At 42.5% G+C, this 21,313-nt stretch carries 20 protein-coding genes; 12 read left to right on the top strand and 8 right to left on the bottom strand.

Features of this window, described 5'->3' with window-relative positions; all coding sequences use genetic code 11:
• Nucleotides 1–71: 71 nt before the first annotated feature.
• Nucleotides 72–857: a carbon-nitrogen family hydrolase gene (locus tag BA1_RS12420; RefSeq protein WP_008359465.1), complete on the bottom strand. Its 786-nt coding sequence runs from the start codon at nt 855–857 to the stop codon at nt 72–74.
• A gap of 267 nt (nt 858–1,124) precedes the next feature.
• Between BA1_RS12420 and BA1_RS12425 the strand changes: the two genes are divergently transcribed.
• The gene (locus BA1_RS12425) at nt 1,125–2,081 is read left to right on the top strand and encodes an acetylxylan esterase (RefSeq protein WP_008359467.1); all 957 of its coding nucleotides are present in this window, start codon (nt 1,125–1,127) and stop codon (nt 2,079–2,081) included.
• A 38-nt stretch (nt 2,082–2,119) separates the two neighbouring features.
• Here the strand turns inward: BA1_RS12425 and BA1_RS12430 are convergent, their stop codons facing one another.
• Nucleotides 2,120–2,434, bottom strand: a complete 315-nt coding sequence (locus tag BA1_RS12430; protein WP_008359470.1) for a hypothetical protein — start codon at nt 2,432–2,434, stop codon at nt 2,120–2,122.
• 92 nt (nt 2,435–2,526) lie between these two features.
• On the opposite strand from BA1_RS12430, the gene BA1_RS12435 reads away from it, so the two are divergent.
• The 5 genes from BA1_RS12435 to BA1_RS12455 all read left to right on the top strand — a co-directional run bounded on the left by BA1_RS12435 (nt 2,527) and on the right by BA1_RS12455 (nt 8,728).
• Complete coding sequence (locus BA1_RS12435) at nt 2,527–3,297, top strand: nucleotidyltransferase domain-containing protein (protein WP_034739337.1); 771 nt, start codon at nt 2,527–2,529, stop codon at nt 3,295–3,297.
• 161 nt (nt 3,298–3,458) lie between these two features.
• A complete protein-coding gene (locus BA1_RS12440) occupies nt 3,459–4,376 on the top strand; it encodes a proline dehydrogenase family protein (RefSeq protein WP_008359475.1) in 918 nt (305 codons plus the stop codon).
• A gap of 23 nt (nt 4,377–4,399) precedes the next feature.
• Complete coding sequence (gene pruA, locus BA1_RS12445) at nt 4,400–5,947, top strand: L-glutamate gamma-semialdehyde dehydrogenase (RefSeq protein ID WP_008359478.1); 1,548 nt, start codon at nt 4,400–4,402, stop codon at nt 5,945–5,947.
• 125 nt (nt 5,948–6,072) lie between these two features.
• Complete coding sequence (locus BA1_RS12450) at nt 6,073–7,305, top strand: PucR family transcriptional regulator (RefSeq protein ID WP_008359480.1); 1,233 nt, start codon at nt 6,073–6,075, stop codon at nt 7,303–7,305.
• Between the two features lie 124 nt (nt 7,306–7,429).
• The gene (locus tag BA1_RS12455; RefSeq protein ID WP_008359482.1) at nt 7,430–8,728 is read left to right on the top strand and encodes an arsenic transporter; all 1,299 of its coding nucleotides are present in this window, start codon (nt 7,430–7,432) and stop codon (nt 8,726–8,728) included.
• A gap of 42 nt (nt 8,729–8,770) precedes the next feature.
• Here the strand turns inward: BA1_RS12455 and BA1_RS12460 are convergent, their stop codons facing one another.
• Nucleotides 8,771–9,448, bottom strand: coding sequence for an amino acid ABC transporter permease (locus BA1_RS12460; RefSeq protein WP_008359484.1), 678 nt, complete (start codon nt 9,446–9,448; stop codon nt 8,771–8,773).
• A gap of 12 nt (nt 9,449–9,460) precedes the next feature.
• On the bottom strand, nt 9,461–10,276 hold the full coding sequence (locus BA1_RS12465; RefSeq protein WP_406566834.1) for a transporter substrate-binding domain-containing protein: 816 nt from the start codon (nt 10,274–10,276) through the stop codon (nt 9,461–9,463).
• Between the two features lie 238 nt (nt 10,277–10,514).
• On the opposite strand from BA1_RS12465, the gene BA1_RS12470 reads away from it, so the two are divergent.
• Nucleotides 10,515–10,847 (top strand): YckD family protein, encoded by a 333-nt coding sequence (locus tag BA1_RS12470; protein WP_008359487.1) that lies wholly within the window; start codon nt 10,515–10,517, stop codon nt 10,845–10,847.
• 51 nt (nt 10,848–10,898) lie between these two features.
• Here the strand turns inward: BA1_RS12470 and BA1_RS12475 are convergent, their stop codons facing one another.
• On the bottom strand, nt 10,899–11,663 hold the full coding sequence (locus BA1_RS12475; RefSeq protein WP_008359488.1) for an MBL fold metallo-hydrolase: 765 nt from the start codon (nt 11,661–11,663) through the stop codon (nt 10,899–10,901).
• Nucleotides 11,664–11,731: 68 nt separating this feature from the next.
• Here BA1_RS12475 and BA1_RS12480 point away from each other — a divergent pair, with 68 nt between their 5' ends.
• Both BA1_RS12480 and BA1_RS12485 read left to right on the top strand, forming a co-directional pair.
• On the top strand, nt 11,732–12,196 hold the full coding sequence (locus tag BA1_RS12480) for an Lrp/AsnC family transcriptional regulator (protein WP_008359489.1): 465 nt from the start codon (nt 11,732–11,734) through the stop codon (nt 12,194–12,196).
• Nucleotides 12,197–12,223: 27 nt separating this feature from the next.
• Nucleotides 12,224–13,030: an AAC(3) family N-acetyltransferase gene (locus tag BA1_RS12485; RefSeq protein WP_008359492.1), complete on the top strand. Its 807-nt coding sequence runs from the start codon at nt 12,224–12,226 to the stop codon at nt 13,028–13,030.
• 1 nt (nt 13,031) lies between these two features.
• Here the strand turns inward: BA1_RS12485 and comJ are convergent, their stop codons facing one another.
• The 3 genes from comJ to BA1_RS12500 all read right to left on the bottom strand — a co-directional run bounded on the left by comJ (nt 13,032) and on the right by BA1_RS12500 (nt 15,812).
• A complete protein-coding gene (comJ, locus tag BA1_RS12490) occupies nt 13,032–13,421 on the bottom strand; it encodes a competence protein ComJ (protein WP_008359494.1) in 390 nt (129 codons plus the stop codon).
• Nucleotides 13,422–13,559: 138 nt separating this feature from the next.
• Nucleotides 13,560–15,257 (bottom strand): methyl-accepting chemotaxis protein, encoded by a 1,698-nt coding sequence (locus BA1_RS12495; RefSeq protein WP_008359496.1) that lies wholly within the window; start codon nt 15,255–15,257, stop codon nt 13,560–13,562.
• A 126-nt stretch (nt 15,258–15,383) separates the two neighbouring features.
• A complete protein-coding gene (locus BA1_RS12500; RefSeq protein ID WP_008359498.1) occupies nt 15,384–15,812 on the bottom strand; it encodes a NucA/NucB deoxyribonuclease domain-containing protein in 429 nt (142 codons plus the stop codon).
• 367 nt (nt 15,813–16,179) lie between these two features.
• On the opposite strand from BA1_RS12500, the gene BA1_RS12505 reads away from it, so the two are divergent.
• From BA1_RS12505 to BA1_RS12515, 3 genes are read left to right on the top strand one after another with little or no spacing between them, the layout of a single operon-like run.
• Entirely contained in the window at nt 16,180–18,249 is a 2,070-nt protein-coding gene (locus BA1_RS12505) for a hydantoinase/oxoprolinase family protein (RefSeq protein ID WP_008359500.1), read from the top strand.
• Nucleotides 18,239–20,224 (top strand): hydantoinase B/oxoprolinase family protein, encoded by a 1,986-nt coding sequence (locus BA1_RS12510; RefSeq protein WP_008359503.1) that lies wholly within the window; start codon nt 18,239–18,241, stop codon nt 20,222–20,224. Before BA1_RS12505 ends, BA1_RS12510 begins: the two co-directional genes overlap by 11 nt.
• The gene (locus BA1_RS12515) at nt 20,221–21,306 is read left to right on the top strand and encodes an ABC transporter substrate-binding protein (RefSeq protein WP_008359505.1); all 1,086 of its coding nucleotides are present in this window, start codon (nt 20,221–20,223) and stop codon (nt 21,304–21,306) included. Before BA1_RS12510 ends, BA1_RS12515 begins: the two co-directional genes overlap by 4 nt.
• The last annotated feature ends 7 nt before the right edge of the window (nt 21,307–21,313 follow it).

Here is a 21,313-nt window from a genome sequence, read left to right on the forward strand (position 1 = left end):
AAATTAAGTCATTACTTAGAAATAGATCTATTTTTTGTCGACACGCTGAAAGCAACGGAGTGCCCTGCTTTCTAATATAAGTCCAGACGCTGATCCGTCATGACAGGAATTTGTTGTCTCACTTCATCTACCAGCTGAAGATCAATATCTGCATAATAGATGTCTTCGTCATCATTTGTCTCAAGCAGTATACGGCCGAGCGGGTCTATCACCATGGAGTGTCCAGGGAATTCAGTGTCTCTGCTTGTGCCCGTCCGGTTGACCGCAATCATAAATGACTGGTTCTCAATGGCTCTTGCGATGAGCAGGCTGCGCCAATGGTCGACTCTGGCTGACGGCCATTGGGCGGTATTGATGAGCACCTTTGCCCCTTTGTTTACAAGTGTTCTGGAAAGCTGCGGGAAGCGGAGGTCATAGCAGATCATGGCACCGATCTTTATATGTTCATCATAGTCAAATAAACCAAGCTGATCACCAGCGGTTAAATAGTTGTGCTCATCCATTAAGCGGAATAAATGAATTTTATCATAATCTAATACACGATCACCTTGGCGGTTAAACACATACATCGTGTTGGTGATGTCTTGATTTTCAGTACGCTTATTCAATACACTTCCTGCGATGAGATACACTTGATGCTTTCGGGCAAAGTTAGAGAAGAGCTGTTTTGTGCGTTCTCCGTTTACGTCGGCAAGCTGCTCCGCCTGTTCCAGCGCATATCCGGTATTCCACATTTCGGGTAAAATGATCAGGTCAGGCTGTTGGCGGATCGCTTCTTCTAAAAACGCTTCTGCTTTCTTAAAGTTCACATCAGGCTCTCCAATTTGAACGTCCATTTGGATAAGGGCGATTTTCATGACGGTTCCTCCTTAATTTGTTTGCATGCAAAGTAAAAATCCATGAATGCTCCACTTCATGAATGGATGGATAGATAGACTGATTCTGCCTGAGAGCGTCTAGGCTTCAAGTCAGTTTCTTTATCATAAAGGTTTATACCATCTTTGCCAATAGAAATGTCAGAAGGTTTCGTCTATATTAGTAGAAAAGAGTGAAAATCGCTTTCTTAGGAAAGAAATCAGTGATATGATACATATAACTAATAAAACAAAGGGGAATAGTAGGATATGCAATTGTTCGATTTACCACTAGAAGAGCTAAAAGAATATAAACCAAAGAAAACAGCACGCCCTGATTTCTCTCACTTTTGGAAAACGTCGCTTGAAGAACTGCGTCAAGTGGAAGCAGAAGTAACCCTTGAACCTTACGACTATCCTGTAAAAGGGGTCAAAGTATACCGCCTGACGTATCAAAGCTTTGGACAATCTCGTGTTGAAGGCTGGTATGCCGTACCTGATCAAACGGGTCCGCATCCTGCGCTCATTCGATTTCATGGCTATAACGGAAGCTATGACGGCGGTATTCATGACATTGTCAACTGGGCGCTGCATGGCTATGCGACATTCGGTATGCTTGTCCGCGGTCAAGGCGGCAGTGAAGATACGTCAGTAACACCAGGCGGTCAAGCATTGGGGTGGATGACAAAAGGCATTTTATCGAAGGATACCTACTATTATCGCGGTGTTTATTTAGACGCGGTTCGTGCACTTGAAGTCATTCAGTCCTTCCCTGAAGTGGATGAACACCGTATCGGCGTCATCGGCGGAAGTCAGGGGGGTGCATTAGCGATCGCCGCCGCAGCCCTTTCAGACATTCCGAAGGTCGTTGTGGCTGATTACCCTTATTTATCAAATTTTGAGCGTGCAGTCGATGTAGCCTTAGAGCAGCCTTATTTAGAAATCAATTCATACTTCCGAAGAAACAGTGATCCAGAAGCCGAAGAAAAGGTATTTGAGACATTAAGCTATTTTGATTTAATCAATTTAGCCGGATGGGTGAAACAGCCCACATTGATGGCGATCGGCCTGATTGATAGAGTAACTCCGCCATCTACTGTGTTTGCGGCATACAATCACTTAGAAACAGATAAAGAGCTGAAGGTGTACCGATATTTTGGTCACGAATTTATCCCGGCTTTTCAAATGGAGAAGCTGTCCTTTTTACAAAAGCATTTGCTGATCTAAAAGAACAAAGAGGCCGCTCAAGGTGAGGGCCTCTTTTTTTAATAACTCGTGTTCTGTCTTGTTTTTTCATCAGGCACTAGTGCAGTAATGATGAGGACAAGAGCTGTGATGATATGAAGGATGAATCCGAGAATCGGAATCCAGGCGAGGCAGGATGTCACAATTCCGATGATACTCCCAATCATTGGTCCTTGGTCTCGCTTCGATAAGACGAGTGTGATAATATGCAGAATAAGCATGACCATGAGCGGTGTATAGCCATTGCTGATAACAAATAGTCCTCCAATCACTGGGATGGCAAGGCAGGCTTCAAAAATTCCAGTTATCCATTTCATGATGCGAGATATAGACATGAGGTCCAACTCCTTTTTCATATATGTCTTATTCGTATTTTCCCAAAAGGTGAAGAAGTCATGCAGAATTCTATAGAAAGAGTTGATCGATGTTGAGAGAGAGAATCAAGGCAGAGTTGAAAATCATCGAAGAAACATATCACGTAAAGATTTGTCTCGCTGTTGAATCGGGCAGCAGGGCATGGGGATTTCCTTCAACTGACAGTGATTATGATGTTCGGTTTATCTATGTTCCTCGGAAGGAATGGTATTGGTCGATGGAAGAACATCGTGATGTGATCGAGCTGCCCATTGACGATGCGCTTGATATTAGCGGCTGGGAGCTGCGAAAGGCGCTGCGTTTATTCAATCAATCGAATCCATCCATTATCGAATGGCTGTCTTCTGACATCATCTATGCTGAATCCTTCTCTTTGGCCAAGCAGCTGAGAGAATTAAAAGATCGAGCCTTTTATCCAGCAGCATTGATGTATCATTACCTCAATATGGCGAAGCGAAATGAAAGCCGGCATTTACGAGGAGAGCAGGTGCGAATTAAGAAATATTTCTATGTGCTTTGTCCGCTGCTTGCCTGTCAATGGATTGAACGCTACCGGACGGTTCCGCCTATGGACTTTCATGAACTGCTCAAGGAGCTTGTGGAGGATGGACCACTTTTAGCTGAAATTCATGAGCTGCTCAAACGCAAAATGGACGGAGAAGAAATGGATTTAGAGGACCGCCTTGTGCATGTCCACCCATTTATCGACAAAGAGCTAGCTCGTTTTCATGAATTGGTGAAAAGCTACAATCAGCCGAAAGACGATCTCACTGAAGAATTAAATGAGTTATTGCAGTCTACCCTTGATGAGGTGTGGGCGTAAGCGTGGAAGAGCCAGCCGGTTAGCGGCAGGCTCTTTTTGATCTCGTATTGTGATAAAATCACAAAAAAAGTCAGAATTTTTGTCATCTTCAAATATTGTAGCGGACAGCTCATGAGCCTTACAATAAAGACATAGCTTACAAAGAGTGGGAGGTGCCCTTTATGGAGTCGGTCACAAGAAATTTCTTCTTGTTTTTGTCAAAGAGCAGTCTCTTGAACCATATTGCTCGTAATTGGGGAAGTGCTGTTGCATCAAAGAAGATCATCGGGGGGAAGGATTTTGAGAGTGCTATCCCTGTCATCAAACGATTAAATGATCAAGGTATGGCTGTAACAGTCGATCACCTTGGTGAATTTGTCACAAAGGCAGAGATTGCAAATGAGCGGACGAATGAATGTATTCAAACCATTCAACGGATTGCAGAGGAAAAACTCAATTCCCACGTATCACTCAAAATGACGTCACTTGGCTTAGATATTGACGATGACCTTGTGTATCGCAATATGAAAAGCATTTTAGATACGGCGGAGAAACACCGTATTATGGTGACAATTGACATGGAGGATGAACAGCGCTGTCAAAAAACGCTGGACATCTTCAAAGAAATGAAATCTCAATATGAGTATGTCAGTACGGTCTTGCAGGCGTATTTGTACAGAACAGAAAAGGATCTTGATGACCTAAATGAGCTGCAGCCATTTTTAAGACTTGTCAAGGGTGCCTATAAGGAATCCGCTGAAGTGGCGTTTCCAAACAAAAAAGACGTCGATCAGAATTACAAGAAGCTGATCGAAAAGCAATTACTCTCGGGGAACTATACAGCTATTGCGACACATGATGATCAAATGATCGAGTTTACGAAACATATTGTGAAAAAACACAATATACGGACAGATCAGTTTGAATTTCAAATGCTGTATGGCATGAGATCAGAAACGCAGCAAGCGCTTGTGAAAGAAGGCTATCAAATGAGGATCTATACCCCGTATGGACGAGAGTGGTATGGCTACTACATGAGACGTCTTGCAGAACGACCGGCAAACATTGCATTTGCTTTAAAAGGGATGACGAGAAAATAATTTGAAACGGGAGCGTGACAAAGATGACAACACCTTACAAGCATGAACCATTTACGGATTTTAGCCAGGAAGAAAATCGCCAAGCGTTTGAACAAGCATTAGCCAAAGTAACCGAATCTCTTGGCCAAACCTATCCGCTTGTGATTAATGGAGAGAGAATCGAAACGAAAGACAAGATTGTCTCAATCAATCCGGCGAAGAAGGAAGAAGTCGTTGGCACGGTATCGAAGGCCGGAAAGGAAGAGGCAGAACAAGCGATTCAAGCTGCGGCAAAAGCATTTGAAACATGGCGCTACACGTCTCCAGAAGAAAGAGCCGGCGTTTTATTCCGTGCTGCGGCAAGCATTCGCCGTAAAAAGCATGAGTATTCAGCCCTTCTTGTAAAAGAAGCAGGGAAGCCTTGGAATGAAGCGGATGCAGATACAGCAGAAGCAATCGACTTCCTAGAGTATTATGCCCGTCAAATGCTGGAGCTGGCGAAAGGCAAACCTGTGAACAGCCGCGAGGGAGAACGCAATCAATATGTGTACACACCAACTGGCGTGACGCTCGTTATTCCGCCGTGGAACTTCTTGTTCGCAATTATGGCAGGAACAACCGTAGCACCAATCGTTACAGGAAATACAGTCGTATTAAAGCCAGCTAGTGCGACGCCTGTTATTGCGGCCCGCTTTGTGGAAGAACTTGAGCAAGCAGGTCTTCCAAAAGGTGTTGTCAACTTTGTACCAGGAAGCGGAGCAGAGGTGGGAGATTACTTAGTGGATCATCCGAAAACAAGCCTCATTACATTCACTGGATCAAGAGAAGTAGGGACACGTATTTTTGAACGTGCGGCAAAAGTGCAGCCAGGACAGCAGCATTTAAAGCGTGTCATTGCTGAAATGGGCGGTAAGGATACTGTGGTTGTAGACGAGGATGCAGATGTTGAACTTGCAGCGAACGCCATTTTCACATCAGCCTTCGGTTTCTCAGGTCAGAAATGTTCGGCTGGATCTCGTGCTGTTGTCCACGAGAAGCTGTATGACCAAGTGATCGAGCGAGTGAAGGAAATCACTGAAACGAAAACAACAGCCAATCCGCTATCGGCTGATGTCTACATGGGACCGGTCATTGATCAGGCTTCCTTTGACAAGATCACAGAGTATATCGAGATTGGCAAGCAGGAAGGTCGCTTAGTCACGGGCGGAACGAGTGATGATTCAGAAGGCTACTTCATCCACCCAACTATTTTTGCAGATCTTGAGCCAACATCTCGCTTGATGCAAGAAGAAATCTTTGGACCTGTCCTAGCTTTCTCAAAAGTCTCAAGCTTTGATGAGGCACTTGAAGTAGCCAACAACACGGAATACGGTTTAACCGGTGCGGTCATTACAAATAACCGTGACCACATCAACCGTGCGAAGCAGGAGTTCCATGTGGGGAATCTCTACTTTAACCGTAACTGTACAGGAGCTATCGTGGGGTACCACCCATTCGGCGGCTTCAAAATGTCAGGAACAGATTCAAAAGCAGGCGGCCCAGATTACCTTGCGCTGCACATGCAGGCCAAAACGATTAGTGAAATGTTTTAATATGGAAAAGCATGAACCTGTGCAGGCGGGTTCATGCTTTTTTTATCTGCCTGCGACTTGCTTCTATACAAATCTGACTGGAAAGAAGTATGATAAATGTATCACTTATTCAGGGAGCAATCGGGATGGAAGAGATATTAGAAAAGCTTCATACATTTTTTGATGTCGATAAATTAATTGCATTTATTAGTGGTTATTTAAAAAAACCGGTCATTTTAGAAAGTACTGAATGTCAGTTGCTTGCCTATAATTCTTACAGCATCCAGCAGTTCGACCCAGTCAACCAGCAAACGATTTTCTCAAAGGAATGTCCGGGAGCTGTGGTCGATTGGTTAAAGAAAACAGGAGTGATTCAGCAGCTGTACACAGATTCAAATCCTTTTTATGTGAATGGTCATGAGGAGCTCGGATTTAATCGACGGGTGGCTGTGAGTGCCAAGCATAAACAAGAGGTTGTGGGGTTTATTTGGGTGCAGGACATTGAGGATTCTCTCTCTCAGGAGGAGCTGCAATTTTTACACGAGGCATCCTTTCAGGTTGGAAAAGTCATTTATAAAAATAAGAAACAGCTGGAGAAAAAGGAAGGCAAGATTGAAGAATTTTTCAAAAAGGTCATGGATGATCATTTTTATACAGAAGAAGAGCTGAAATGGGAAGCCGAGAACTTAAGCATTCCGCTTCCAGCTGTCTTTACTGTGATGGTTGTTCATGCCGCCGATAACAAAAGTGAGACGGCAGAAGATGTGAAGGATGTGATTAGAACCTATTTGCAGCTAGAAGATAAGGTCAATCACGTCTATTCGGTGCAAGCAGATATTGTTGTCATATTAGGCAGTCTGTCAGACCGTCATTCACCGAAAGCGACTGCCGCCGATGTCATCGCTCATCTTCAATCGAAAACGCATTCACATTCGTCCCCTTTGTATATTGGGATGGGCAGAGAATATCGAGATGTCATGAAAATGAGTACAAGTCGATTTGAAGCGATAGAGGTAGTGAAGGCTGTAAAAATTGTCGGGGGGCAGGAATTGATTCCGTATGATTACGAGCAGCTGGGTGTCTTTCGTTTCTTAGACTCGATTTACAGCCACCAAAAAAAGAAAAACGACTTCAATCCAGATTTGTTACGTTTGAAGGAAAAAGACCGTGGCAGCCAGACCTCTTTTTTAAAAACCCTTGAGGTTTACTTATTGAATAATTGCAAGCTAAAGCCAGCAGCAGAACAGCTGTTTATTCATCAAAATACATTAAACTATCGAATGAAACAAATCTTTGATATGACTTCGATTGATTTGAGTCATTTTAGCCAGCGGTGTGAGTTATTTATTGAATTGATGCTGATGAAGAAAGATCAATAAACGTAGAATCCGCAGGTGCACGGAATCACCTGCGGATTTTCGATTTTCATGCGAGCTGTAAAAGAGGCATACAATTGCTGCGTTTCGTTGTACGATAGATAAAGATTTGAAAGGAGGGCCACCTTTGGGATCAGTCACCTTGGCCATTTTGATTTTCATCATGACCCTCGTCCTTGTCATTTGGCAGCCAGGACGTTTAACCATTGGATGGTCAGCATGTGGGGGAGCCATTCTTGCTCTTGCCTTTGGCGTGGTTCATTTGGGCGATGTGTGGGAAGTCACACAAATTGTCTGGAATGCCACTTTTGCATTTATTGGGATTATCATCATTTCGTTAATTTTAGATGAAATCGGATTTTTTGAATGGGCGGCACTGCATATGGCAAAAGCCGCAAAAGGAAACGGTGTCCGCATGTTTATTTATTTAACATTACTCGGCGATGTGGTAGCCGCTTTTTTTGCCAACGATGGAGCGGCACTCATTTTAACTCCGATCGTTTTATCTGTGGTGAGAGCATTAAAGTTGGATGAACGTATGGTGCTCCCATTTGTGATGGCGAGCGGCTTTATTGCAGATACGACGTCCTTACCATTTGTCATTAGTAACTTGGTCAATATCGTATCAGCTGATTATTTTCATATTGGCTTTCTAGAATATACGGCGAACATGTTCGTGCCAAACCTTGTGTCACTTGGGGCGAGTATGCTTGTGCTTTATGTGTTTTACCGAAAGCTCATCCCAAAAACATACGATTTGTCACAGGCGAAGGAGCCAGCGTCAGCCATTCGTGATCTGCGCATGTTCCGCTTGTCTTGGTATGTGTTAGGGTTGTTGCTCGTTGGTTATTTTGCCGGGGAATTGGTTGGCATTCCGGTGTCAATCATTGTAGGAGGCATTGCCCTTGCTTTCTTGTGGCTGGCGAAAAGGAGTCCGCAAGTGGCGACAAAACGAGTCATCAAGGAAGCACCGTGGTCCATTGTGTTCTTCTCAGTCGGCATGTATGTCGTCGTCTATGGCTTGAAGAATGTTGGCCTAACAGAAATATTAGCAGCTTGGATTGAACAAGGGGCATCGCATGGCTTGCTTGCAGGAACGATGTTTATGGGGGTTCTGGCCGCAGTGCTGTCCTCTGTGATGAACAATCTTCCAACCGTTTTAATTGATGCGATTGCCATCGGTCATACCGATGCAGCAGGTGTGATGAGAGACGGACTCATTTATGCCAATGTCATCGGCTCAAACCTTGGCCCGAAAATGACCCCAATCGGCTCATTGGCGACATTGCTGTGGCTTCATGTCTTGAAGAAAAAGGGAGTCCATATCTCTTGGGGCGCCTATATGAAAGCTGGAATCATTCTGACCATACCGACTCTAATGATCACTTTATTGGGGTTATATGTGTGGTTATGGCTGATCCATTAAAGGAAAAAGAGAGCAGATCCATTGGAACTGCTCTCTTTTTTGTTATAAATATTTAGCATAGCGTTTTTCCAAAAAGTCTTGCAGCAATGAGACGACACTGCAAATGCCCCAGTAAATCAATGCGACCAAAATATACATGGTCATATAATCGAATTCTCGTCCACCCACGATTTTGGCTTGCTGGAAAAGCTCTGGTACAGTAATCATCGCCGCTAGGGAGGAGGCTTTGATTAAGTCGAGCATGACATTGGTCAACGGCGGCAGTGCAATGCGAACGGATTGAGGCAGAATGACCCCGCGCATCGTTTGCCAATAGCTGAGACCAAGTGATTTGGCGGCTTCCACCTGACCATTTGGAACAGAGGAGAGAGCCGCCCGGTTGATTTCTGCAATATATGCAGCACTATTGAAGCTGAACCCAATAATAGCAGCAGTGACAGCTGTAAACTCAATACCGATGTAAGGGAATCCGAAATAAAGGATAAATAAAATCACCAGTATGGGAACCCCGCGCATAAATGAGATATACAGCCGGGCAGGCAGTCGAAGCACCCACGAATTTGCCATTCTGGCAAGGGCAATAAAAAAGCCGAGAATGGTTCCAAAAAACATGCTCACAAAGGAAATGAGCAGCGTCAGCCAGATGCCTTTCATGACAAATGGAAACGACGCCTTTGCTAGTGCAGGATTAAAGATATATTCGAAATGAATATCTCCCACGGCTGCGGCTCCTTATTTAGAAATGTCGACATCTTCGACATCAACATCAATTTTTTTTGAGACGTCAGCATGATTAAAGAATTTCTCTGAAATCTTTTTCATTGTTCCGTCGTTTTTCATGTCTTTTAAGACACGATTCAATTCTTTCTGAAGCTCTGTATTGTCTTTTTTCATGACAAACCCTTGTTCATTTGGCATGTATTTTAAGTCAGGGTGAATCGTAATATTTAATTTAGGGAATGCAGCAAGAGCGAGTGTTTGCAAGTAGTAGTCATTCAGAATGACATCTGTTCGGCCGTTCGCGACATCCTTTAAGTATTGCTCGTTTGTGGCATTATCATAAATGACTTCTTTTGCACCGTATTTACGAGCGACATCCATATAAATCGTTGTTGCAGCACCAGCTGCTTTCTTTCCTTTTAAATCCTTTAGTGTCTTAATACCAGACAAATCATCTTTCCGTACGATAGCCGTTCCGTAGGAATATTTATAAGGAGTCGAAAAGGCGAACTTATCCTTCCTGTCATCTGTGATGTCGATATCATTTGCAGCGGCATCCACTTGACCAGAATTAATGGCGCTCAGCATACCATCATAGCCCATTTCTTTAAATTCTACTTTCACGTCAAGGCGTTTAAAGGCTTCTTTGACAACTTCAACTTCATAGCCAGTCAATTGATCCTTGCCGTTAGATGTATCATGGTATGACGTAGGATAAAGGGTGCCTGAAGTAGCAACCACGATTTTTCCTTTCTTTTGAATCTGATCCCACTTTGATTCTCCAGACTGAGATGAGCCTGATTGACTGCAAGCAGACATGACAAGCATGAGAGCAGACGCAACAAGCAGCACCCATATAGGTTTTCTATGATAAAAACGACTCATTTAAGAATCCTCCTCTATTTTTTATACAAAACAAAACATAGCACGCTTTTTCAGTTAGGACAACGTTTTCAGACGAAAAGCAAAAAAGTAAGAATATTATGCTCAATTTGATGACGTGAAATAATGTATAAAAAAGGAAAGTGCGTGCAAAATAACATTCAATAAAGGAGGGAACACAGAGATGAAAAAAAGAAGAGTCTTCATCATGTTATCTATGATGCTGTTATTATTTGGCTTTCAAGTGGAGACAGCTCATGGCGAAACACCCCAAATGGAAAAGCGTCCGGTCACGCAGCAAGTAAAATTAACGACAGAACAACAAAAACAAATTGAAGTGCTTGAGCAGCAAATTCTTTCTAAACGAAAAGAAGTGATTAAGAAATATGTTCAATATGGTGTGTTAACAAAGGAACAAGGCACGCATATCACGAAACGAATGGATGAACATTACAATCACTTAAAAAATAACGGGTTTGTTCCATTGCTGAAAAAACCACAGCACCATCGACCATAATGATGAAACCGGCAGCGAGGTGCCGGTTTTTTTATTGTTTATAGAGCCTTTTTAAAAGGTCAGGGTCTCACCATCATTAGGGACAAAAATAGATTGTTCTGCATGATGTTCTTGAATGTAAGCTTTTAATGCAGCTCTTGTTAATAAACAATGATTCACAGCCTCAAGATGACAGGCGACAATTTGAGCATTTGGCTGGGAATAGTGAATGTCCACGACCTCTTCCTTTGTCATTGTAATCGGATCGCCCTCTAGAAATTGGGCAGCCCCACTATTGACCACAATAACATCTGGCTGACATGTATTCACAACTTCTTTCGGCTCATCACACCAAATGGTATCACCTGCAATATAAAGAGTGGGCTCATCCAGGTGAGAGAAAACAAAACCGCTCACTTGTCCCATCCGTTTTGCGGTATCACCTGTCCCATGCTGTCCGCCTGTACGTTTAATATGAACACCCAAAATATTGATTTCATCTTCAATACATGTGACATGCTGAAAGCCAGCTTCTTCGACTTCTTTTCGATCTTTCTCCGATTGAGTATAAATAGGCAGCTCTTGAGCTAATTTCTTTTTTGCTTCGTCGTCAAAGTGATCCACGTGTAAATGAGTGAGCAGGACAGCATCCGGCTGTAACATCTTGTCCAAATCAATGTTTGCAGGCAGCTCGACAATTGGATTGTTTAAATGTTGATTGGCTGTATGAGGAAACGGCGGATATGTTCCCTTTCTTGCTAAAAATGGATCAATCAAGAAAGTGGATTGACCATATTGAAGGTATAAAGTAGCTTGACGAATGAGCGTTATTTTCATCAAAAAGGCCTCCTTTTTTTCTAAGTAATTTTACAGTATATTAAAAGAGCCTCATGTGACAGAGGGGGATGAAAGTCTTTCAGCAGAAGGACTTGATTTTTGAAAGTGGTGATCCAATGCTAGACCAAACAGATATGGCCATTTTAAATGAACTCTCAAAGAATAGTCGATTGACGATGAAAGCACTTGGTGAAAAAGTTCATTTAACCGGTCAAGCAGTTGCAAATCGTGTGTTAAAGCTAGAAGAAGAAGGTGTCATTGAAGCCTATACCATTTCGATTGACTGGCGGACACAGCAGACCATTCAGACATTTATGCAGCTCTATACCAAAATCCATCATCACGAACTGCTCCTGTCGTTTCTTCACCAAAAGGAAGAAATCAAGAACCTGTTTAAAATAAGTGGAGACGGCTGTTATATGGCCGAAGGACATTTCTCCAGTCATGATGAGCTTGATCAGTTTTTAACGGAGCTAACAAATTACGCAAATTATAAATTGTCGATCGCGGTTAAACGTCTCATTCATCAGTAATAGAAGAGACGCAGGAGGAAATAAACGATGCGAAAATTAATCGAAAATCAAGCTGAACCGATCACAAAGGAAAGAATCAAAGCAGACTTGGTTCAACTTGGTGTGAAGAAGGGCATGATCTTATGTGTCCACTCATCCTTATCATCTATGGGCTGGGTGAATGGGGGTGCTGTAGCCGTCATACAAGCATTAATGGAAACCTTAACAGAAGAAGGCACACTGATTATGCCGGCACAAACGTTAGAGCTGTCTGATCCCGCTGATTGGATTGATCCGCCTGTTCCTTATTCTTGGTGGAAATCGATCAAAGATACGATGCCTGCATTTGATCCGGCCTACACGGCTCCAACAGCAATGGGAAAGATAGCAGAAACATTTTGGAAATACCCAGGCGTAGAGAGAAGTAATCATCCTCATTTTTCTTTCACAGCCTGGGGGAAAAAGAAACATGACATTTTGAAACACCATAGGCTTGCTTATGGTTTAGGAGAAGCCTCGCCTCTTGGACGTATGTACGATCTTGATGCAAACGTACTATTGGCTGGTACGTCATTTGAGAGCCATACAGCCTTCCACCTAGCTGAATATCGAATTCCTCAGCAAGACCTCATGACTCGAGGGGCTCCTATGTTAGAAAAAGGGTGGAGAGTATGGAAAGAGTATCCAGATATCATTACAAGAGAAGAATTATTTGAAGAAATTGGTCGTGATTTTTTACATTCAGGATGTACTCATCATCATGGTCAAATCGGGCTCGCCCATTCGTATTTACTGCCGATGAGAGAATCGGTAGATTTTGCGGAAAAGTGGTTTGATCAGTACGACAAATTGTGACTTACGCACTCCGAAAATCAAAGCAATAGAGATCTTGATCAGGTTGTTGAGAGGTATAATAGCAGGTGAGCTGATAGTCTCCTTTTGGTATGGAGAAAGACAGTACCTGTGCCATGACGCTTGTAAGATAAACGTGGCCGCTTGTATGTGTAAATGGCACTGTGATGGCTCTATCGACGGAAGATGGAGTCTCATGGCTATTTAATGTCACGACAATAGAAGCCTTTCCGTTGTTAATGCCTTCAAAGGAAATTCCTTGATCTCCAGTTGCGAATCCTTGTTGAATCGCATCATCTGTCCAATCAATAACAGGTGGTGTTTCGCTTCCTGTGTATACCGTGATTTGATGATAAGAAATAGAGAGGGAATAGGTTTTGTTTAAATCATTCATCATATCAAACTCCTTTATTAATGGATGTTGTTAGCTAGCGTTAACGTCGAAAGGTGAATGTTTGAAAGAAAAGATTCTTGAAGAGAATGTTAGGCAGCAAGACGATTGTCGCCGTCTTGCGCTCCTGTGTTGAGGGATCTAGATGTGAAATTGTGACACCATTTCTTGTAAGTCTCCTGCTAAATGGGCAAGAGCTTCTGATGAAGCTGTTACTTCTTCCATTGCTGCAAATTGTTCTTCTGTTAAACCGGCTACTTGCTGTGAATGTTCGCTCGTCAGTTTAACGCCTTCTGTGATAGAGGCAAAGGACTGTTTCGCATCAGTTGTATAAGCTGCGATTTTTTGTGATGCACTTGATAAATGTTTAATGCCATCTGCCATTTCCCTCATTGACCGCTGAATATCAATAAATGATTCCTCTGTATGAGAAATAAGAACAGCTCCTTGAGCCGCTTCCTCTCTCACTCGTTTGATTGCACTCGTCGAATGATTCATCTCTTTTTGAATTTCAGAAATGAGGTGAGAAATCATGTTGGATGACGTTTGAGATTCTTCTGCAAGCTTTCTTACTTCGTCTGCCACAACGGCAAAACCTTTTCCGTGTTCACCTGCTCGTGCTGCCTCAATAGCCGCATTAAGAGCAAGAAGGTTTGTTTGGTTGGCGATGTCTGTAATGACTTTGGAAATATGATCAATTTCGACTGAACGTGTTTCCAGCGCTTGAATCGCTGTGCCATTTTCTTCAATTGATTTTGCAATTGATGTCATTTGTGAGTTGACTTCACCAATATTCTGTACCCCTTTTTGGGCCATTTCTTGTGCGAATTGACTTCTTGTCGCCATTTCTCCCGCATTTTCAGTGATATTTTCAAGTTCGTTTGATACTTGTCTCATCGTGTGTTCACTTGCTGTCATTTGAAGGGCTTGCTGTTCAGACGATTGCGCAACCTCTTGAATGGTGTGAGTGATTTTTTCTGATGCTGCACTCGTTTCTTCTGCGCTAGCTGAAAGCTGTTCTGAAGAGGTGGCCACTAATTCAGATGTTTTCATGACATTTAAAATGGTTTGATTTAATTTCTCCCGCATCTTATTAAAATGATCGGCTAGTTCAGAAAGTTCATCCCCTGTGTGATCTGTCACATTGATTGTCAAATTTCCTTCTCCCGCACTCTTAATAGCAGATGCCATGTGTTTGAGGCGTTTCTGAATCCGCTTTGTGAAAATAGAAATAATGATAACTGAAACAATTAAACTTAGCAGCAGGACAATGAGAAATTGAATAAAGAACGACTGAAGCATTTGTGAAATCATGCTTTGATTGGCACCGGTGTAAAAAATACCAATCGTTTCACCTGAATCATTTTTGATTGGCATATAAGCCGTTTGGTAGTCTTTCCCCGCAACATTTGCTGTGCCGTAATAATGTTCTCCTTTATCTAAAACAGCGGCTTTGACTTCAGGTGAGACTTCTGTCCCTACAGCTCGTTTTCCGTTTAACATGACATTCGTGGCAACACGGGTATTTCCTTGGAAAATCGTGATTGTATCACCAGTATATTTAGCTAATTGATCAACCAATGCGTTAGAGTCATTGATTTTCGTATCGCCTTTGTAAAGCTTGTCATCTTTTATCTGCCATGAGCCCGCAATCTTTTCGTTTAAATAAGCGTAGCCTAGTTTTAAATCACCTTTTGCTTTTTCTGTGGCCATTTGCTTAATGTTCTCTGTCATTTCGCGATTCACCACATAACCAACAACCGCTGAAAATACGATGAGCACAGTTAAAAAGATCAGCATTATTTTGGCACCAAGCCTCAGTTTTCCCTTTTTCTGCATGCTTTTTGACTCCTTTAGGTATAAGGTAGGGTATCCCTCCTTAAGGATTATCGGCATAAAAAAAATGTTTGATATACCTGCATGCACTTACACGAAATTTTTTTGATACAGAAGATAAAAATGGTGCTAATCAATAATAAATTGGATTCTTGTGCCATCAGGATCATCGGATAATTGATGACTTACCCAAGAGCCTGCGCCTCTGTTATCTGATGGACGCACATATTTCACAGAAGCGCCTGTTCCTCCTTCTTTACACATTGCCATTGGCCATTCGTCTCGATCATATCCATGCTTTGTTGGGATGCCATGCAGTGATCGGTCTCTCTGCTCATCACTATTTTCTCGATCAATCGTACAAATGGAAGAATGACCTTCATCAATTGCCTCTTCTATGTGCTTGGCTGTTTCTGGATAACGATCTGATGGAAAGTGAATGGTTTTGTCATAAGAAGAGTTTGTTGTCTCTTGTTTACTTTGCTCCAGCTGGATATAGCCTGTTGCTACACCAATGACTATCAATAAAAGCAGGAGAATGGTTTTAAGAAGTTTCATAGATGCTGGCTCTCTTTCTTTTTTGCGTATTTTGTAAACAGAGTATAGCAGAATTACTTACCAATTTCTCCTCGTTTTGAAAAAACGTCTTTTAAAATTCGAAAAACGTTTTTTACCGTTTTTCCCCATTTCATATTTGGATAGAAAGCATAAAAATTTTAATTTTGCAGCTCATAAAATGATTATGCTGATGCAGAACGGCTTTATCATTGGTTTTTGGGCTAATTTCAAGATTTTAACACACAGAAATTTTAGAAAAATAAAATTGACTAGACCGATATGCTTTAATAATATGGAGTCAAATATCAAAAAAATGTTGTAATTTATCAAAATATGATTCCATTTACATTGCAGGAGGGAAGTACAAATGGCGGATGTCTCTTATCGGCTCGGAATAGACATAGGTGGAACATTTACTGATTTATCGCTGATGAATGAAGCAACAGGGGAGCTGACTGAACTCAAGACACCTACAGTGACAGATGACCCAGCTCAAGGAATTATCAATGGGCTGAATCTTCTAAAAGAAAGAGGTGTCGATTTATCCAAAATCCAATATCTTGTACACGGGATGACAATAGGTCTTAATACATTATTGCAGAGAAAGGGAGCAGATTTAGCCCTTTTTGTGACGGAAGGTTTTCAAGATATTTTGTCATTACAGCGTTTACGTCTACCCATCCCTTATGATTTCAATTCTCGATTGCCAGAACCATTGATACCACGGAAGCATGTATATCCAATTTCTGAAAGGTTGATACACGATGGTTCGATCAAAAAACCTCTCCATCTGCAGCAATTAGATGATGCTGTCCAGCAGGTCATGTCTAAAAAGCTAGCAGGTATTGTCATTTCTTTTTTACATAGTTATCAAAATCCAGTTCATGAATTACAAGCAAAAGCCTATATCAATCACCATTACCCGCAGTTAGAAGTCCTGACTTCATCTGAACTATGGCCCCAAATGAGGGAATATGAGCGGACAGTGATGTCTGTTGTTAATTTGTACATTCAACCAAAGGTGAAACAGTATTTACAAACCTTGAAAAGTCGCTTGAAACAAGAAGGTGTACCAATTTCTCCATACATTACCCAATCAAATGGTGGGTTAATGGATGCAGAAAGTGCAGCCACTTCACCCGTTAAAACCCTTTTTTCTGGCCCGGCAGCTGGTGTAATTGGTGCGGCGAGAATTGCAACTTCTGCAAATGAACCCAATTTAATTACGTTTGATGTTGGTGGCACAAGTGCAGATATCTCGATCATTCAAAATGGGCAGCCTACAATGGCTCAATCGAATCAGATTTCAGGATTTCCGATCATTCTTCCATCTGTTGCAATGTATTCGATAGGGGCTGGCGGAGGTTCTGTCGCATGGCTTGACCAAGGCGGGCTTCTTAAAGCAGGACCGGAATCAGTTGGCTCGCAGCCTGGACCTGCTTCGTATGGAAAGGGGAAAAAAGCTGCTTTAACCGATGCATTTCTCATATGCGGTTATCTCAATCAAGATCGGTTTGCCGGAGGACATTTACAATTGCGGCGGTCTGCAGCGGAAATAGCCTTTCAACCAATTGCTGATCAGCTTCATAAAACGGTCGAACAGGCGGCTGACCAGTTGATTCAAGTGGCTGTTGCCAATATGTACACGGAACTAAGCAATGTCATGGAGCAGCAAGGATTTGATCCTAGAGATTTTAGTTTGTTGGCATTTGGCGGGGCAGGGCCTGTTGTTGCGAATTTCCTTGCGAGAGAAATTCATGCAAAAAATGTGGTCGTCCCTCCAAGTCCAGGAACATTATGTGCGCTAGGTGCACTTACAGCCGATTTTATCCATGATGCTGTGTTGTCTAAGAAAATCTGCTTACAAGACTATACGATTGACGAATTAAAACAAGATTATGAAATGCTTTCTCGCAAAGCAACGGATTGGTTCAGCCAGCAAAACATTCAACATATCAAACAAACGTCCATTTTGTTATTAGCAGATGCCCGCTATCAAGGACAGGCATTTGAGATTGAATTGCCATTATCGGTGGAGTGGCTAAAGCAGGAACAAGACGTCTATCACCTGATTGAAGCTTTCCACAACCTGCATGAGCGTCAATATGGCCATAGAGATGATCTGGCGAACATTGAATTTACTCATTTGCGAGTTCGGGTTATAGGTGAAACGCCTCCACTGCCTTTTTCTCCTGGTGATGAAAGCAGCGGACAGCCTTTAATACCACAATCATACAGACGAATCTTTATAGAAGAAAAAGAGTACGAAGCATCTGTTTACAATCGGAGTACTTTGTCATTAGGTGCTGTTGTGAAAGGACCTGCCATCATTGAGCAAGATGATACGACAACATTGATTTTGCCAAAATGGTCCGGCAACATAGACCATTCAGGAAACTTAGTGATTTCTAGGGAGGCAGTTTTACATGAGAACTGATCCAGCAAAGCTTGAGATGATGCGCAGTTATTTTAATGCGATTGCATCAGGTATGGGACATGTCATTGAGCGGACGTCATTTACGACATTTGTAAAAGAATCTGCTGATTTTGCGACAGCATTAGCCACGCCTTCTGGAGATTTCTTTGTCTATCCGAAGACAGTCGGTGTGACGATCTTTTTAGGGCTGAGTCTCAAAAAGGCGATTGAAGAAAGCGGACCGATGCAGCCTGGAGATATTATCATCACAAATGATCCTTATACTACAGACGGTTTAGCGACTCATCTGCCAGATGTTCATATCATAAAACCTATTTTTATAGAAGATGAAATTGTGAGCTATGCTTGGTCTTTTGTCCATGTAAGTGATGTTGGGGGCCTTGTGCCTTCAAGTATTTCTCCGACTGCAACCGATGTTCATCAAGAAGGATTAAGAATTCCGCCAGTGAAAATTTATGAAGGCGGAAAAGAGAATCAGGTGGTTCGGACTTTTTTAAGAGCCAACAGCCGGGCCAGTCATTTAAATGATGGGGATATCAATGCGATGATTGCAGCAGTCAATACAGCAGATGTTCGATTAAAAGAAATGATTGAGAAATTTGGAAAGAACGAAGTGAAACAAGGAATGATGGACCTGCTCAAGCAAGCCGAAGATCGTGCAGGAAAAGTAATTGAAGCCATTCCAGATGGAACGAGTGAATTTGCCGATTACTTAGATGATGATATGATTTCTGACGTGCCGATCCGATTAAAAATCAAGCTGACGGTCAAAGGGAAACAGCTGACACTGGATTTCTCAGAGTGTGACCCGCAAGTAAAGACGGCCTTTAATCTTGTCACCAATGGTCAAAAGCATTCCTTTTTATATCAAGGATTAATTAATTACATTATTAGCAAAGATCCATTTATTCCGATTAATGGTGGTATTACGTATCCGATAAACGTGATTTCTCCTAAAGGAACGCTTGTGCATCCAGAGTATCCAGCTTCTGTCGGTATTCGGCATTCCATTACAATGAGGCTGTACAATGTCGTGCTAGGAGCTATTGGCAAGCTGTTGCCTGAGGCAGTGCCAGCAGCAGGTGCAGGTCAATCTGCCATTGTTGTTCTCTCTGTTCCTGATGATCAAACAGGAGGCAGGAAAATGTCTGTTGTCGAACCGTTAGGCGGAGGCGGTGGTGCTCAAAAAGGGACGGATGGAGTAGATGGCATTGATCATTCGTCAGGCTTTTTAAAGAATACACCGATTGAGAGCTTGGAACAGCATATTGATATCCATGTACACCGATATGAGCTGCTGCCGAACACAGGTGGAGCGGGGGAATATAGAGGAGGACATGCAATTGGCTTAGCATTTGAAATGATCAAGCCTGAATCTATGGTGACAGCACGAGGAATGGAACGAATGAAGTTTCAGCCTTGGGGATTAATGGGCGGCAAAGCAGGAGCAGTTGGTGAGGTAAAACTGACCAAACCAAATGGGGAAAAACAAGACCAGCCAAAAATTGATGTCATGCGACTTGAAAAAGGCGATATTGTTCAATTGATTTCACCAAGCGGAGGCGGCTGGGGGAATCCATTTGCTAGGAAGAAAGAAAAAGTCCTTCAGGAAGTGGAAGCAGGGCTTTTAAGTGAAGAAAGAGCACTGCAGCAATATGGCGTCAAAGTCTATCTAGACCATAATGAATGGAAGATCGACGAAGAGCAGACCAGCAGGCTTCGCGAAAGGGTGAATGATGCCGAGGCTGCCTTATGGGATTTTGGAGAGCAAAGAGCAGTTTATGAGAAGGTATGGACGGACGAAGCCAGCAGTGAGCTTGCTGTGCAGCTACGTTCATACCCAGCGAATGAACGTACGCACTATAAACATGCGGTTCACTCCCATTTCAGTCATAGACATGAACCGTTAACAAAGATGGATATTATTCAGGCACTTCGTCAATTGAACCAACAAAAAGGGGGAAATGAATCATGAACAGAAGATTAATCACTATATTTGCAGGGATTTTATCAATGGTTTTACTGCTGGCGGCATGCGGTGGGAACGGGCAGGATCAAAGTAAACAACAGCAAACTGTGATCGTTGGTGTCTATGGCGGGGATTGGGAAAAGAATATCAAGCCAATCCTTGAAAAATTTGAAAAAGATACAGGAATTAAAGTTCAAACGGTCTCTGGAGCAGATTCTGAATGGTTTACAAAATTAAAAGCATCAAATGGTAAGAATCCACCGTATGATCTGCTTATTTTACAGCCTGATACGATTCAAAGAGGGATTGCAGCAAACGTTCTTTCGCCTATTGACGAAAATAAAGCACCGAATGTGAAGAAGCTTTATCGTTCTGTTCAAAAGAAACTCACTGTTGATGGAAAACAATATGCAGCAGGCTTTAGTATGGGGCAGCTAGGGATCGCTTATAGAAAAGACCTTGTCAAGCAGGAACCGAACAGCTGGACAGACCTATGGAGCAATCAGCTGAAAGGGAAGATAGCTATTTCTTCTCCGACCTATGCAGCTGGCTTGCAATTTTTCTCTGCACTTGTCCACGCTCAAGGAGGGACAGAATCAAACCCGAAGGATATTGATAAAGCATTTAAAAGTCTAGCACAATTAAAAGGGCATGTAGCTGCTTTTCCAGATAACCCAGGGTCTATTCAAACGTTGTTAGAACGTGGTGACGTTACGGCAGTTCCGTATTGGGATGGTCGAGCATTTGCACTTGAAGAAGAAGGAATGAATATTGGGTTCTCTTATCCGAAAGAAGGCGCTGTAGCAGCTGTAGCGAGCTGGGCGTTAACGAAGGGAAGTCAGCATGAGGACGCGGCTTATAAGCTATTAAACTACTTAAGTGGAGAAGAAGCTCAGGAGGTTTTCTCTGAAAAATCTTACTATGGCATGTCGAATTCTGATGTGAAATATGGGGACAAGATTAAGGGGAAAGTGAAGGTTGGCGAGAATTATTATAGCAAGCTGACTTGGGTAGATTACGAAACAGCGACTTCGGAGCTTGGTCAGTGGACAAATCGCTGGAACGAAGTTTTAGGTGGAGGAAAATAGGTGATCG

The sequence above is a fragment of the Bacillus xiamenensis genome (assembly GCF_000300535.1).
GTDB lineage: Bacteria > Bacillota > Bacilli > Bacillales > Bacillaceae > Bacillus > Bacillus xiamenensis.

Bases quoted from the DNA above. Each gene is read 5' to 3' on its own strand.
- BA1_RS12430 (WP_008359470.1), bottom strand. From the start codon at position 2,434: ATGTCTATATCTCGCATCATGAAATGGATAACTGGAATTTTTGAAGCC.
- BA1_RS12515 (WP_008359505.1), top strand. From the start codon at position 20,221: ATGAACAGAAGATTAATCACTATATTTGCAGGGATTTTATCAATGGTT.
- comJ (WP_008359494.1), bottom strand. From the start codon at position 13,421: ATGAATGATTTAAACAAAACCTATTCCCTCTCTATTTCTTATCATCAA.
- BA1_RS12510 (WP_008359503.1), top strand. From the start codon at position 18,239: ATGAGAACTGATCCAGCAAAGCTTGAGATGATGCGCAGTTATTTTAAT.
- BA1_RS12480 (WP_008359489.1), top strand. From the start codon at position 11,732: ATGAAAGTCTTTCAGCAGAAGGACTTGATTTTTGAAAGTGGTGATCCA.
- BA1_RS12425 (WP_008359467.1), top strand. From the start codon at position 1,125: ATGCAATTGTTCGATTTACCACTAGAAGAGCTAAAAGAATATAAACCA.
- BA1_RS12495 (WP_008359496.1), bottom strand. From the start codon at position 15,257: ATGCAGAAAAAGGGAAAACTGAGGCTTGGTGCCAAAATAATGCTGATC.
- BA1_RS12475 (WP_008359488.1), bottom strand. From the start codon at position 11,663: ATGAAAATAACGCTCATTCGTCAAGCTACTTTATACCTTCAATATGGT.
- BA1_RS12500 (WP_008359498.1), bottom strand. From the start codon at position 15,812: ATGAAACTTCTTAAAACCATTCTCCTGCTTTTATTGATAGTCATTGGT.
- BA1_RS12505 (WP_008359500.1), top strand. From the start codon at position 16,180: ATGGCGGATGTCTCTTATCGGCTCGGAATAGACATAGGTGGAACATTT.
- BA1_RS12450 (WP_008359480.1), top strand. From the start codon at position 6,073: ATGGAAGAGATATTAGAAAAGCTTCATACATTTTTTGATGTCGATAAA.
- BA1_RS12465 (WP_406566834.1), bottom strand. From the start codon at position 10,276: ATGCTTGTCATGTCTGCTTGCAGTCAATCAGGCTCATCTCAGTCTGGA.
- pruA (WP_008359478.1), top strand. From the start codon at position 4,400: ATGACAACACCTTACAAGCATGAACCATTTACGGATTTTAGCCAGGAA.
- BA1_RS12440 (WP_008359475.1), top strand. From the start codon at position 3,459: ATGGAGTCGGTCACAAGAAATTTCTTCTTGTTTTTGTCAAAGAGCAGT.
- BA1_RS12420 (WP_008359465.1), bottom strand. From the start codon at position 857: ATGAAAATCGCCCTTATCCAAATGGACGTTCAAATTGGAGAGCCTGAT.
- BA1_RS12470 (WP_008359487.1), top strand. From the start codon at position 10,515: ATGAAAAAAAGAAGAGTCTTCATCATGTTATCTATGATGCTGTTATTA.
- BA1_RS12485 (WP_008359492.1), top strand. From the start codon at position 12,224: ATGCGAAAATTAATCGAAAATCAAGCTGAACCGATCACAAAGGAAAGA.